This is a genomic window from Phocaeicola faecalis, from assembly GCF_021730445.1.
GTDB lineage: Bacteria > Bacteroidota > Bacteroidia > Bacteroidales > Bacteroidaceae > Phocaeicola > Phocaeicola faecalis.
The window spans coordinates 1-13,705 of record NZ_JADNRM010000017.1; the positions used below are offsets into that span (position 1 = coordinate 1).

The 13,705-nt window shown below is 49.3% G+C and carries 17 protein-coding genes; 11 read left to right on the forward strand and 6 right to left on the reverse strand.

What is annotated here, in order from left to right; genetic code table 11:
- Positions 1-736: 736 nt before the first annotated feature.
- The 11 genes from IR173_RS14170 to IR173_RS14220 all read left to right on the forward strand — a co-directional run bounded on the left by IR173_RS14170 (position 737) and on the right by IR173_RS14220 (position 9,702).
- Positions 737-2,566, forward strand: a complete 1,830-nt coding sequence (locus tag IR173_RS14170; protein ID WP_237040244.1) for a VapE domain-containing protein — start codon at positions 737-739, stop codon at positions 2,564-2,566.
- 405 nt (positions 2,567-2,971) lie between these two features.
- Positions 2,972-5,293 carry a hypothetical protein gene (locus tag IR173_RS14175; RefSeq protein ID WP_237040245.1) on the forward strand — a complete coding sequence of 774 codons (2,322 nt, stop codon included), beginning with the start codon at positions 2,972-2,974 and terminating at the stop codon, positions 5,291-5,293.
- A 515-nt stretch (positions 5,294-5,808) separates the two neighbouring features.
- Positions 5,809-6,195, forward strand: a complete 387-nt coding sequence (locus IR173_RS14180) for a hypothetical protein (RefSeq protein WP_009126113.1) — start codon at positions 5,809-5,811, stop codon at positions 6,193-6,195.
- 161 nt (positions 6,196-6,356) lie between these two features.
- Positions 6,357-6,572 carry a hypothetical protein gene (locus tag IR173_RS14185; protein ID WP_004291535.1) on the forward strand — a complete coding sequence of 72 codons (216 nt, stop codon included), beginning with the start codon at positions 6,357-6,359 and terminating at the stop codon, positions 6,570-6,572.
- Positions 6,573-6,583: 11 nt separating this feature from the next.
- Entirely contained in the window at positions 6,584-6,805 is a 222-nt protein-coding gene (locus IR173_RS14190) for a hypothetical protein (protein WP_004291534.1), read from the forward strand.
- A gap of 13 nt (positions 6,806-6,818) precedes the next feature.
- On the forward strand, positions 6,819-7,235 hold the full coding sequence (locus IR173_RS14195; RefSeq protein WP_004291533.1) for a PcfK-like family protein: 417 nt from the start codon (positions 6,819-6,821) through the stop codon (positions 7,233-7,235).
- Positions 7,232-8,563: a PcfJ domain-containing protein gene (locus IR173_RS14200; protein WP_004291532.1), complete on the forward strand. Its 1,332-nt coding sequence runs from the start codon at positions 7,232-7,234 to the stop codon at positions 8,561-8,563. The genes IR173_RS14195 and IR173_RS14200 overlap by 4 nt, the downstream gene beginning before the upstream one ends.
- A gap of 24 nt (positions 8,564-8,587) precedes the next feature.
- A complete protein-coding gene (locus IR173_RS14205) occupies positions 8,588-8,845 on the forward strand; it encodes a hypothetical protein (RefSeq protein WP_004291531.1) in 258 nt (85 codons plus the stop codon).
- Positions 8,846-8,864: 19 nt separating this feature from the next.
- Complete coding sequence (locus IR173_RS14210; RefSeq protein ID WP_004304291.1) at positions 8,865-9,098, forward strand: DUF3873 domain-containing protein; 234 nt, start codon at positions 8,865-8,867, stop codon at positions 9,096-9,098.
- Positions 9,095-9,340 (forward strand): DUF6956 domain-containing protein, encoded by a 246-nt coding sequence (locus tag IR173_RS14215; protein WP_004291529.1) that lies wholly within the window; start codon positions 9,095-9,097, stop codon positions 9,338-9,340. The genes IR173_RS14210 and IR173_RS14215 overlap by 4 nt, the downstream gene beginning before the upstream one ends.
- A gap of 53 nt (positions 9,341-9,393) precedes the next feature.
- Positions 9,394-9,702: a hypothetical protein gene (locus IR173_RS14220; RefSeq protein WP_004304290.1), complete on the forward strand. Its 309-nt coding sequence runs from the start codon at positions 9,394-9,396 to the stop codon at positions 9,700-9,702.
- Positions 9,703-9,735: 33 nt separating this feature from the next.
- Here IR173_RS14220 and IR173_RS18160 read toward each other — a convergent pair whose 3' ends face one another.
- From IR173_RS18160 to traN, 6 genes are all read right to left on the reverse strand, one after another.
- Positions 9,736-10,125, reverse strand: a complete 390-nt coding sequence (locus IR173_RS18160) for a hypothetical protein (RefSeq protein WP_004291527.1) — start codon at positions 10,123-10,125, stop codon at positions 9,736-9,738.
- 64 nt (positions 10,126-10,189) lie between these two features.
- Positions 10,190-10,717 carry a glycoside hydrolase family protein gene (locus tag IR173_RS14230; RefSeq protein ID WP_004291526.1) on the reverse strand — a complete coding sequence of 176 codons (528 nt, stop codon included), beginning with the start codon at positions 10,715-10,717 and terminating at the stop codon, positions 10,190-10,192.
- Positions 10,714-11,217 (reverse strand): DUF3872 domain-containing protein, encoded by a 504-nt coding sequence (locus IR173_RS14235; protein ID WP_004291525.1) that lies wholly within the window; start codon positions 11,215-11,217, stop codon positions 10,714-10,716. The genes IR173_RS14230 and IR173_RS14235 overlap by 4 nt, the downstream gene beginning before the upstream one ends.
- Complete coding sequence (locus IR173_RS14240; RefSeq protein WP_004291524.1) at positions 11,214-12,116, reverse strand: toprim domain-containing protein; 903 nt, start codon at positions 12,114-12,116, stop codon at positions 11,214-11,216. The genes IR173_RS14235 and IR173_RS14240 overlap by 4 nt, the downstream gene beginning before the upstream one ends.
- Before the next feature lie 7 nt (positions 12,117-12,123).
- Complete coding sequence (locus tag IR173_RS14245) at positions 12,124-12,699, reverse strand: conjugal transfer protein TraO (protein WP_004291523.1); 576 nt, start codon at positions 12,697-12,699, stop codon at positions 12,124-12,126.
- Positions 12,700-12,701: 2 nt separating this feature from the next.
- A complete protein-coding gene (gene traN / locus IR173_RS14250) occupies positions 12,702-13,688 on the reverse strand; it encodes a conjugative transposon protein TraN (RefSeq protein ID WP_004291522.1) in 987 nt (328 codons plus the stop codon).
- Between the last annotated feature and the right edge of the window lie 17 nt (positions 13,689-13,705).

A 13,705-nucleotide genomic window follows, 5' to 3' on the forward strand; every position in this document is an offset into this window, starting at 1 on the left:
CCATAGTCTTTATGAGAAATAAGTATACATTTCAATCATATTGTCACGTTTCTTGCATTTTGCTTGTAGGGGCAGGCTGAAAAGAGGTGTAGAAAGTACACAAGGGATTGTGAAGGGACTCGGGAAGCGCGGCTGAAGGGAGGATGAGGGGATGTGCTGTCATTCTTAACCGACTGATTATGTGAGTGTTTTAATTAAAATGTAAGGATGAACGGAAAAGAAGGATGACCGGCTTAATGAGGGGATGATGCAATCTGCCCCTACATGAAAAACATACCGAGCTTTATTAAAAAGATGCCGAGCTTTTCTGAAAACACAACGACCTTTTTCAAAAAGACTTTGAGTTTTTTTTTAAACACCAAGGTCTTTTTGGAAAACATCAAAGTCTTTTTTGCAGCATGGGAAGTGTGTCAAAACGAAACTGGGCTATCCCATCGTCAGTTGTAGGGGCAGGGTTCGCCTGCCCGAAGACACAAAACAAACCGTTTTCGGGCGAGCAAACCTCGCCCCTACGCACGAAACGACAGCATTATCCACATTTTGACCCCCCTGTTTGTAAAGTGTGTACGTACGCATCGGTCTACACATACGGTGGCATAAGCCCACACGTATATATGTCATTGTGTCAGGCTCCGTCATATTGAGGTGCCGGGATTGGATTAGTTTGTCTTCCCTCTTGACAAAGGCTTTTTTATGTTGTATATTTGTAGTTCGTCAAATCTAAAAAGAAGTGCTCATGAATGTATTCGCCACTCTCAAAACAGTCTTCTTCGGAAGCAAATTCCTGTCAAGCCCTGTTCCCTCCGACGGAACACCGCGCCGTGACCTCGTATCTGCCCTCAACGGATTGATGCCGCTTTGTCGGACCATGCCCGGTGTGCACCTGGCAGTGGATATTCGCGAAGGCCGGGTGGCTTTGGTGTTGGACTGGACTCCGCGCACCGACAGAAATGCGCTGGCGGGCAGTTACCATTATATAGTTTCCGATGAAGACGGAGTGAAGGAAGTGGACAAGTCACAGGTTCTTCTTGCTGAAAACGGCAAGGGAAACTTGCCGGAAAGCAGAGACGGTTTTTTCGGGTGTCCGACAAACTTAACAGAAGAAACGGAGGAAGATTCCGTGCGACTGGGAAGCGTTCAAAAGGTTATGAATACTGTAGGCTCGAAAGACATTAAAAAGGAAGTCGAACCAACATCTTTGGAAGATATCCGAAAGGAACTCGGAGTGAAGTCCTCGAAATATATTGAAAATAAAGTCGGAGTGATATCTTCGAAAGACATCCGAAAGGAGCCCGGACTGAAATCCTCGAAAGATGTTGAAAAGGAAGTCGGACCGATATCTTTGGAAGATACTGAAAAGGAAGCCGCGCCCATATCTCCGGAAAAAACTGTTGGGAAGGCGAAATCACGTTCCTTAATGCAGGAAGTGACCGCTTTTCTCACCTCCCGCTACCACTTCCGGTTCAACGTGCTGACCGAGGAAACCGAGGTGGCGGGCGTGGAACACAGTATTCCCGATGACCATTTGCGCTACGCCAAGGTGGACGAACGGTGGATGAACTCGCTCAGTCTGGAAGCCATCGAAGCGGGCATAGACTGCTGGGACAGGGATATCCAACGCTTTGTGCGCTCGCGCCGCATCAGCGAATACCATCCCTTTACCGCCTACTTTGAGCAGCTTCCCGAATGGGACGGCACCGACCGGGTATCGGCACTCGCCCGCAGGGTGTCCGACGACCCGGTATGGGTGAACGGTTTCCACCGCTGGATGCTGGGACTCTCCGCCCAATGGATGCAGTTCCGGCCGGATACCAACCGCGCCAACAGCGTGGCACCCCTGCTGGTGAGCAGTCGTCAGGGACTGGGGAAAAGTACGTTCTGCCGCCTGTTGATGCCCGATGCGCTGAAAGCCTACTATACAGAGAGTTATGACCTCAGTTCCCCGGCATCCGCCGAAGCCAGGTTAGCTGCCTACGGCCTGATTAACCTGGATGAATTCGACAAACTCAGCGCGTCCAAAATGCCCCTGCTGAAGAATCTGATGCAGGCTTCCGCGCTGAATATTCGCAAGGCCTACAAACGCAGTGCCTCGGCACTTCCCCGCATCGCCTCGTTCATCGGCACCAGCAACCGGGAAGACCTGTTGGTGGACCGCACCGGCTCGCGACGTTTTCTCTGTGTCAGTCTGGAACACGCCATTGACTGCGTCACGCCTGTAGAGCATGAGCAACTGTACGCCCAACTCAAGGCGGAGCTTCTGTCCGGTGAACGCGGCTGGTTTAACAAGGAAGAGGAACAGGCCATACAGCAACACAACGCACTGTTCTACAAGCATGTACCCGAAGAGGAGGTGTTCCGCCTCTGTTTCCGCTTTGCCACGGAAGAGGACCATCCGCAGGAGGTGCTGACCCTTTCCGCCACCCAGTTGTTCGAGCGGATGAAGTCCGCCCATCCCTCGGCCATGAGGGGTATGACGGCCTACAGCCTGAGTCGCATCCTGCCCCAGTTGGGCGAGCGGGTGCATACTGCCAAGGGGAATGTGTATCGGGTGGTGGAATCGTATTAGCAATAGTGGAAGCTTTATCAGCAGTTCGTTAGGCTTGTTCATGCCGGATAAATACCGGAGAAACAACGTAGAATCAATGGATAACTGGACTTTACAGACTTGCTAACCACCGCAGTAGTATAAAATAGTTTAACAATGTATAATTGGTGGTAAGATAACAACAACCAGTCTTTAAAAGGCATATTTTTATTAAAGATTATGAGGAACACAGCAAACATAAATAATATCTCTGGAAGTAACCGATTTTTCATGTCCTTACTGTCCCTTGCCTTCTTTTTGTTTGCCATTGTTTGCCGTCCTTTGGCTGCCCGGACTTTTAAGGGAGGAGGACTGACTTCTGCTCTTTATAATTTGGAAAAACTATTAAAACAACAGCATAAAGAGTAATCTTTATCATAAAAAATAATGGAAATGCGGCTTTATAATGTAAGGTTATTATTTTTCTTTTTCCTGTGTCTGTTGATTGGTCATACGCTTACTTGCCATTCGCAGGAGAGAACCATGCCGGAATCCAGAGAACTTGTCTACCTCCAGACGGACAAAGGGATTTATGAGACGGGTGAAGACCTTTGGTTCAAGACATACGTTATGGATGCTCAGAACCTTGCTCTTTCCGAGCGAAGCAAGACGCTGTTTGTGGAGATGCTCAATGCCAAGGATAGCATCGTGTGGCAGGAGAAATATCCCGTCCTCTCCGGTATTGCCGAAGGGCACATGTATATAGATAAGGACTTGAAAGAGGGCGATTACCGCATCCATGCCTATACCCGCTTTTCTTTTCTGAATGACACGTTGCGTCCGGTCTATCCCAAGAAGATACGTGTTGTAAAGAGCATAGCCTACAAAGGAACGGACAGCCCTCAGGAAAAAGACCAACCTGTCGCCCGTCTTTCGTTCTTCCCCGAAGGTGGTGATTTGATTGATGGCATCCCCACCAAGGTGGCTTTCAAGGCACAGGATGCCAAAGGGATGCCCGCAAAAGTGGCAGGCCGATTGCAGGAAAACGGCAAGGAAATTGCGCGTTTGGAAACCGTGCATGATGGCATGGGATTTGTTTTCATACTTCCGCGAAAAGAATCATCCTACAAAGTAGTATTGTCCGATGGTCGGGAGTTTCCGTTTGCCGAGGTGACAGCTTCCGGCATGTCCATCCACCTGCGGAAACAGACCGATGAGTATTTGGAATTTCATCTTTCCCAGCCCAAGGAAGCTACTCCACAGAAAATAAGGCTGACAGGCAGAATGAGAGGCAAACTCTATTGTATGGCGGAAGGTACTTTACAGAATATTCTACGGATTAAGATTCCTGTCAAAGAGTTTCCCTTACAGGGCATAGCCGAGTTCACTTTATATAATGAGAACGGCCAGCCAATGGCGGAACGCTTGGTATATGTCCATCCCGAGCGTAAGTTGCACATCGAGTTGAACACGGACAGTGCACGCTACTTTACCCGTGGCAAAGGCAAGCTGAACGTAAAGGTAACGGACGAGGCGGGCAAGCCTGTACAGGCGCATTTGGGGCTGAGTCTTTTCGATGGTGCTTATCAGAATGAGTTGAATCCAGAGAATATGCTATCGTATTGTTTACTTTCCACCGAGATAAAGGGTAATATCCACAATCCGGCGTATTACTTTGATGGCAACAACAAAGACCGCCTGTCAGCTCTTGATTTATTGCTTCTCACCCAAGGATGGCGCAGGTATGTATGGGAGAAGGCTGATACGGCAATGCTGGCGGACTGTTTCCTTTCGGATGAAATCAAGGGAAGGCAGATTCTCGGCAAGAAAAAGAAGCGGAAAGAGTTGGGGAATGGAGAGCAGTTGCTACAAGTTTCCGGTCCAAGCACTGAAAGCCGTTTTGTGCTTATAGACTCTTTGGGAAAGTTCGTGGTGCCGACGGACTTGATGCTCGGATTGCGAGGCGGATATGTCTATTTGAAACCCATGCTGGATAAAGACGAATACAAGCCTTCCGTCATCGTGGAAGAGACTTTTGGTAAGGCAGGCAGCTTGCGGAAGTCTTGCCAGTCTTATTTCCCATATATGAATCCTTCGCAAGTGTTGTCGGAATTGCAGCTTGATTATCCCATTATCAGTCAGGATAGCAGTATTCTTTTGTCTGAGATAACAGTTACAGGTAAGAAAGGAAGAGTGTTTCGGGATAAGATGATGGGAAGATTGGATAGTTTGGCACAAATGACTTTGGGAGTTTCATGGATTTGCGGATGTAAGTCAGATTGTGGAACCTTCCTGAATGATTATAAAGGATATTCACATCATCCAATAGGATGTCCGGGTGCTCCACCCAAAAAGAAAGCACCTCCTGTTATTGGAGAGACGTATGCGCTTATAAAATATGAACCTGTGGGGAAAAAAGGTGAATGGAATGATGGATGGATTGTAACTGCTAAGGATCATGTCATTTATCAGGGAGAGGAATTTACCGAAGAAGAACTTCTTCGCATGAACAACCTATGGCGTGTAAAAGGCTATTACGGCACGCGTGAGTTCTACCAACCCGATGAGCTGGACATGCAAAGCCCGATGCCGGATGCGCGGAACGTCTTGCTGTGGAAACCGGACATTGTCACCGATGAGAAAGGAGAAGCCGAAGTGGAGTTCTTCTGCTCGGACATCAATACAAGTTTTGTGGGCGTGATGGAAGGGACGGATGGCTTAGGAAACTTAGGCACGTCGCAATGTGAGTTCAGGGTACTGAAACCATAATCATCCATAAAGGTATGAAAGAAACCGATATGGATTTTGTACATTTGCATCCTGAAGTTACGAAAAGAGTGTAATTTATTGGAAATGAGCGTAGGTTAATTGCTCTTGATAGTAATAGGTTACGATTTAGTTAGTTATCTACTGCATTATCCTTCTGCGCGTTGCGTAACCTTCAAAGAACTCTTCGTATGCAAAAGTAGCTATTTAATTCGAGATTTTGATATAAACTCCCGTTTTTTATCCCCTCATTCATAAGAATTTTCCGTAAAAGCGGTATTGTCCGTCGGCACACCATTGCCCAAAACGAGTTTGGAACAAACGTGTGCCGACTACCGCATAGCTGGAGAAAAGGGCATTGCCTCACGCCTAAACGATGTTTAGACAGATGAAGCAATGCCCCTTTCTTTTGCGCCTATGCCAAGAGATGCTTTTACGGGTTTTCAAATGATTTTTCTTTTTTCGCTGTCTCTTTTGCCGGAAGCGGAAAGTGAATGCAGAGTGTGTCAGCCTGCCCCATGAATGAAACAGGCGCCCACACACAGCCGGACAAACCGGGAAGAATGATTGTTGCCACCCGGCTGAACAAGTTCCGTCGGATCGGAAACAATCATACTTCCTTTGTTGTGGTTTGCCCTTTTCACGCTTCCGGTGATGTCTTTTTCCTTTTGGTGATTCTTTTTTTTACGGATTTTCCCCTGAAGTTTTTTTCTACACAATCTGCCTCTGTTTTCGTTTACCTCCATTTTGCGCCTTTCAGTAAGCCGCATCAGTCAGTCATTTTCGTTCTGGGCGCAAAGGTAATTCCGGGATTGGACGGGAAAGCAAGGTCAAGCCTCCTGTTTTCGGTAAAAATCTCCAGCCCTGCGGGTAGTATTTTGACCGAAAAACCTTGCATTCCCTAATCCCTACCTTTTCAAGCACCCGAAACGAAAACGACCGATGCGACAGAAAGACGCATAAAAAAAATGTCGGATAAACGAGAGGCAGATAAGATAGTTTGAAACTCAACTCCCTCAGCTCTTGAATCCGCATTAAAAACAAAAAAATCAAAAACAGCGAAGATATGACGGCAACGGCAAATTTCAGACAAATGGCGCAACACATCGGGTTGGCGATATGCGGCTTGATGATGCGCACCGCCTTCGGGGTGTTCGGCATCCTTTGGGGCATCATCAGAGAGATTGTAAACGGAGTGTTCCGAGTGGCGATAGGTGTAATCGTGGCTATCCTTTCCACCATTGCCTTCTTTGGCTTCATCCTTTGGTTATTCACCCTTTAACCCTTACCGACATGGCAAAAAGAAACAGCAAGACGGCAGCGCAGCAGTGCAGATATTACGAGGTGGACAACATCTTCGTGTATATGGTGGAAACGTACATCAACGGCAATTTTGAAACTTTCCGAAGATTGTACCACGAACTGAACAAGGACGCACGGAGGGATTTCATGGACTTCCTTCTCAGCGAGGTAGAGCCGACCTATTGGAGAGAGATACTGAAACAGATAATCTAAAAATGACAGCGATATGAAAGGAACAGACCATTTCAAGAGAACGATATATATGTACTTGGAACAGCGTGCGGAGGAAGATGCGCTATTTGCAAAGAAGTACCGCAACCCTGCCAAGAACATGGACGAGTGCGTGACCCACATTCTGAACTATGTGCAGAAAAGCGGTTGCAACGGTTTCACGGACGGAGAGATATTCGGGCAAGCCATCCACTACTATGAGGAAAACGAGATAGAGGTGGGCAAACCGATGGACTGCCAAGTGGTTGTGAACCACGTTGTGAAACTCACGGCAGAGGAAAAGGCGGAGGCACGTCAGAACGCTGTCCGCAAATACCAAGAGGAGGAACTCCGCAAGTTGCAGAACCGCCACAGACCGTCAGCGAGAAAAGAAAACCAACCCCAACCCTCATTATTTGATTTAGGCTTATGAAACCGAAGACCAAGATACAGAAAGAGGTGGCAAGACTTTCCGCCAACCTTCGCCCCATATCAGCGACACAAATAGATTGGGCATACCGCCACTGCGTTGAGCATATCGGCTACCGCACCAAGAAAGGGAACATCACCTGTTCCGACTGCGGTCACGAGTGGCACAGCGACAGCGGACTATGCGACACCCTTGAAGGCTGCACCTGCCCCAAATGCCATGCCGAACTCAAAGTGCAGGACACACGCAGACGCATCTACAAGGAAACGCAGAATTTCAGCGTGATAACCACCTGCAAAGGGTATCAGGTAATCCGCGTGGCGCAGGTCAGATGCGAGAGCAGGAAAGGCGAACCGATGCGTTTCTACTGCCACGAGGTCGTGCAGCGTTGGATTTCACCCGACGGCAAGGTTACGGACATGGCGTTGCTCCGTGGCTTCCTTTTCTGCTATTGCGATGTGTGGGCATTAGGCAGCGATATGGAGGTAAGACCGCACAACAGCCTATACGATGATGTGGTGGCAAGAAGCTGTGCATATCCAAAGATGAGGATATTGCCCCAACTCAGACGTAACGGCTTCAAGGGCGATTTCCACGGCATCTCCCCCGTGCGTCTTTTCAAAGCCTTGCTTTCAGACCCAAGAATTGAAACCCTTATGAAAGGCGGTGAGATTGAGGTCATGAAACACTTTCTTTTCAATACCCGTACTGCCGATGAATGTTGGGCATCATATCTGATTGCCAAGCGTCACAAGTATCAGATAGACAACCTCTCAATGTGGTGCGACTATCTGCGTATGCTCAAAAAACTCGGTCAAGACCTCCGTAACCCGAAGAACATCTGTCCCGAAGATTTCATGGCGGCACACGACAACGCAACCCGAAAAATTGAAGCCATACACGAGAAGGAAAGAGCCGCAGAGCAACGCCGTTGGGAGATTGAAAGGCGTGAGCGTGAGCAACAGCGACAACTCCAACGAAAGAAAGATGCGGAGGATTTCATCGCCAACAAATCCAAATTCTTCGGCTTGGTAATCACGGACGAGGAAATAATCGTCAAGGTGCTTGAAAGCATAGACGAGTATTACAACGAGGGCAAGACGCAGGGCATCTGCGTGTTTGGCAGTGGATACTACAAGAAAGCCGACACCCTCATACTATCGGCAAGGATTGGCGATGAGATTATTGAAACCGTAGAGGTGGACTTGCGAACCCTCGAAGTGGTGCAGTGCCACGGCAAGCACAACCAGGACACCGAATATCACGAGCGCATCATAGACCTTGTGAACAAGAACGCCAACCTTATCCGTGAGCGGATGAAAGCGGCATAGCATAACCCCTAAAACAACATTGATATGGAAGTAAGAATTGAAAGTATGATTTGTGTGTGGGATGATGCAATCCCCACGATGTTCCTTGAATTTGTGAACCTCCTCACTCTCACAACGAGTGAGGGGGAATTGAGAAAGAGCGTAAAGGAGTTTGCCGAGAAGCACGAACTTGACAAGTTTTTCCTTTACGGCTTCGGCTCACACCATTTCTACCTGCACCAACGCTACACAAGCAACCCCGAAATGGTGATGAAGAACAGAGTTCTGTCAGTACATTTTTAACCATCTAAAAAGCAACATTATGACAACACGAATGACCATCAACGGAGTAAGCACCTGCGCGGAAGCAGGTACGGAGAAATACGAGCGTTTCCAATCGGGTATCGGAAGACGCAGGCGGACACTTGTGCAGTACGACTACCGCCACCCCATAGACAGAGAATTGTTCTCTTGTGTCAAACCCACGTTGGACGAGTGCCGAGCCGCACGGGACAAGTGGCTGAACGCAAAGAAGGGAAAGGAGGACAGACTATGAACACGACCTATCAAACGCTGATAGTCAAGTTCAGCGAACCTATCACGGCATTGGACGGTATCTTTGACGATACCGGAGCGTGGGGAACGGACACCCTCAAGGGGTGGATAGATGATTACGAAAGCACACGTTTCACCGCCACCGACAGCCATACGGCAGTCATCACGAGCGAGTACAATATGGAATGTGTGAAAGAGTGGCTACAACGGCAGACCCCCATTTCCGAAATGCGAGAATTTTGAACGGGATGGCGGTGTCCGCACCGCCAATACTTAAAACCCTAAAAACAAAAGATATGATAGCCAAGACGATATTACAGCAGATAGGCGGAAAACGCTTCACCGCCATGACAGGTAGCCGTGATTTCATAGATATGGGCAACGGCTTACGGATGAGCCTTGCAAGGAACAAAACAAGTGCCAACCGCCTTGACATCATCTATGACGAAGGGGCAGACCTCTACAATATGCGCTTCTACCGCAGGACGTTCAGCAAAAAGACCTTTGAGTGCAAGACAAAGGACATTGCCGTACACGAGGGTATCTATTTTGATATGCTGGAGGAAATGTTCACGATGGTGACGGGACTTTACACACGCTTTTGAGTGGCGGGGCGGCGAGAGCCGCCCTACTTTCTTTCAGTGAGCATGATGGCGGACAAAGAAAGTAGCAAAGAAACCTTTGTCCAATCTGCGATAACTAAAAAATCCGCAAGTAAAACTTGCGGAGGCTATATATTGGGTCGTTATTTTTTGGTGGAGGGGAATGATAATCTCGAACCGTTGAACTACACATTTCTGCTTCGTCTCCATTTCCCCCAACGATTTGATACGTTCAATCATTTTTGTTGTTCCTTTCTGAATTTTCCTAAATACTTTCTTCATAATTTCGCTATACTTTTTATGGTTAATAACTATGTTTTGTATTGCTCTCACAACACTTACAACTTGAAGTGTTATTTGGAAACCGATAGGCAAAAATGGCTCAACGATGTCAATTAACGAGAAAATCCTACGATAATCTATCAAGTGATAGAGCAAAAGACGTGCCAAGTTAAATATGGCACGTCTTTTGCCAGTTTTGTCAGTCCTTTTATGGGATATACAACAGCGCAAACTCCGCCTTTCTCCGTTTGAGCAGCATGGCGTGGCGTTTTCCTTTGTAGTTGCAGAAGGCTATATACTCACGGTAGATGTTCCTGTCACCAGCTTCCAGCTTCTTGATTAAGGTGCTTTTGGGGATTGTTTTGCTGCCTAACAGCTTCGCCGGTCCCACATTGTAAGCTAACGTGCCAAGCAAAATCGAATCAACCCCGAATTTACGGAACATGGCGACAAATTTGCGCAGGTCTTTCCGCAAAAGTTCATCCGCATCCCGTTTTGTCATGGTTCGTGCCGAATACTTCTCGTTTGGCAAAAGTTTGTGACCCCAACCGACGTATGGGTAGTGTTTTTCTGAGTGCCAGCCTTCAAAGTAGCGGCAGCATAAAAAAGCACGTTCCATAAGCGGCAGTCGGTAGATTGCCGCCTGCCCGTCCGTTCCCTCTTGGCGGCTGATCTGCGCGGACACAGAACAGACCGTCAGAAGTGAACAGAGCATTGTCATGAATACACGCATCATTTCAACAAGGGGCTGAAGTTGCCGATGGGAACGATGGTAAGATCGTCGTCCTTTACATTCCTGTTGTTGAAGTCAAATTCCAGTTCGTAGGAGTTGCTAAAGTTATCCTCCACCACCACGATGAAATTATGCGCCTCATCACCCGCCGCCGTGTAGTACAGGCGGAATTTTTCGTTCTCCAGCAGGTAGCGGTCGTTAGGCAGGAAGGTGATGCCGTTATCCATTTTGAGCGAGCCTTCCCCCTCGAACTGGAAATAGCGGATGGTATAGAGCGTACCCGAAAAGTCGCCCTCCTTTTTCAGTTCACAGCGGATTTCCACTGTCTGCCCCTTTACTACCTTGTTCGGCACGGGCATGACCTCCACCGTGAAGGGATAGGACTGCTGGATGTCCATGTCATCGTCACATGACACGAGGGTGAATGACATGGCGGCTATCAGGCATAACGCCACTGCCTTGAATATTGATGTTCTCTTGTTTCTGTTGTTCAGTATGTTCATTGTTCTTCGATTTTTAGATGGTTGTTTTTCTGTTTTTTCGTTGTCAGTTGCAGGTACTCGTTCAAGTCCTTGCAACCGTCATAGAGGGAGGAACGGTCGGTGACACGTTCCCCGTATCGCATGGTAAGTGCGGCAAGCGTCCGCCGTCCGGCTTCGTCACGGTCGAGGAAGCAGCCGATGCGCCCGTATCCGTCCAGCAATCCCGCCGCCTTCTCCACGTTGGCGACTGAGTTCAGCACAAGACAGTCAGCGTTACCGGTTACACCAAGCGTCACGGCAGAGAGAAAGTCCATGAAGCCCTCGAACACGAGGCACTCGTCAGCCGGGATGTCATTCGCCTTTACCAGTGATACAGACTTCGGAGGTATGCAACCCTTGAAATATCGGCTTCTGACTTCATAGCCACCTGCCATGTTCGGAAAGCCAACGGCAAAATACCGTTTCCCACGCACACCGTAGTTCAAGCGGCAGCAGTGACGGGATGCGATGGCGTAAGGGATGCCCCGTTCCTCTAAATACTCCGTCAGCAGTGAGCGGAGCAGCGGAGCGACCTCCACATCCTCAAAAACGGATTCGGTCGGCTTCGAGAGATAGACGGGCTTTTCCCATCCGGCAACCGTCATATTGGCGGCTTCCGCTATGAACTTCGCTTGCTTCATGAAGTCATCGCTTTGCAGAAACTCCCCGGCAAGCGTGAAGATGTCGCCGCCCTTGCCCAAACCGAAGTCGTACCAGAGCTGTTTCGCCACGTTCACACGGAAAGAGGATGTGCGCTCGCCCCTGTACGGGGCAAGATACCACAGCTCGTTACCGCTCCTTCTGACAGGCTCATGCCCCAGCCGTGCGAGAAAATCCGCAAGCGGCATCCTTCTGACAGCATCTATTTCCGTCCTTTCCATGCCCGTGTCAGTTGATGATGAACTTGATACCGACCCCGAACTGCGTGTGGAACTTCCGTGTGTCGCCACCCCAAAGGCAACGCTCCCGCAGGTTGGCAAGCAGGGCGATACGGTCTGCCACGTAACACTCCACATCGAGCGTCAGCGCACCGCCGTAGATGAAGGCGTCCCGGTCGTGCAGCGTGGAGCCGTCATGCAGCACCTTCTTCCCCCAATTTACCGCCTCATATCCGGCGAGAGCCGAAGCCCCGGCATAGACGAAAACAATCTTTCGGGCGTCCGACAGTATCTTGAAGTAATAGCCGCCCTCCGCCGTGAACTGCGCCACGGGTATCTTGGTGTCCTTGTAGGGATTGTTCTTCAACAGGTATTCGCCACCGAACACCCACTTGTTCCCCTTCTTCGTGTAGGTGGAGAGAGCCGCCCCGAAGCTGTACCCGCCGTCCTTGCCGCCGAGATTGAAGCCGTCCGCCATGTCCGCCCTCACCTCGATGCCCTGCATCTTCGGCAGACACCGCTGGGCGTGCGCCTGCCCTGTAAAAAGGGCAAGCGACGCGATGATTATTGCGATGTACTTTCTCATGGTCAGCGTACTTGAAGTTCGTTGATGGTACCCGCGCGTACCAAATCCTCGTTCTCAATCACGAAGGACTGGTGACGGCCGCCGTTCTTCTCGTTCAATTCCACCACGAGGCACTTGTCATCGGGGATGGTGAACTTCGCCATCGTGAAGACCGTGCGCTCGCTCTTTTTGCCCGGCACGAGGGTGGCGTAGTTCTGCGCGCGGAGCGGCAGAATAATCTGCTCCTGCACGGCAGTACGCTTCGCAACCTTCTTGTCCACGATTTTCCAAGTGATGTAGTCCACATCGAAAGGCACGTTGCTCTGGTTCTTTATCTCCGTGTGGAAATAAAGCAAGCCGTTGTGCGTGTAGATGCCTTTCAACAGGTATTGGATGCCGAAACGCTTGCAGCCGATATGCTTCACCTCGCGCTTGTTCTGTTTGTGGATGGACTTCATGATAAGGCGCACCAGCATCGGGCTTTCGCTGCCCAGCTCTTTCAGATAGATTTCCTGCGCGTTGTTCGGGCGGTTCACCGTGCTGCCGTCATGGATGAAGTCGCACATCTCCACGTTGAGCAACAGCGGTTCGGCGGCGTACTTCACGTTGAAGGTGTAGAAACTGCCGTCCTCCGTGATGACGGACATATTCGTTTCGTTGGGAAAATTCCTTACGGTAGCCTTCACACGGATGATGTTCTCCGCTCCGTCGGCTTTCCCGGCAATCAGGTCGGGCGAGCCTAAATCGACATAGCGCACCTCCGCCGGAAAAATGACGTGGACGGTCTTGTCGTAGGTCACTTCCAGACCGTGCGGCGGTATCATGCGGTCGAAGGTCAGCTTGCGTGACAGCCCGTGATATAGGTCGCCGTCCGCCTCCTTCTGCGGATAGACCTCCTTCGTCAAGGTCGGTTGTTCACTTCCGTTGGTCGTTTCAACGGTTACATTCTCCTGCGCGTTGGCAGTTATGATGCCCATAGCGAGGGCAAACATGATGATTACTTTTCTCATTACTTTTGGATTTTAGT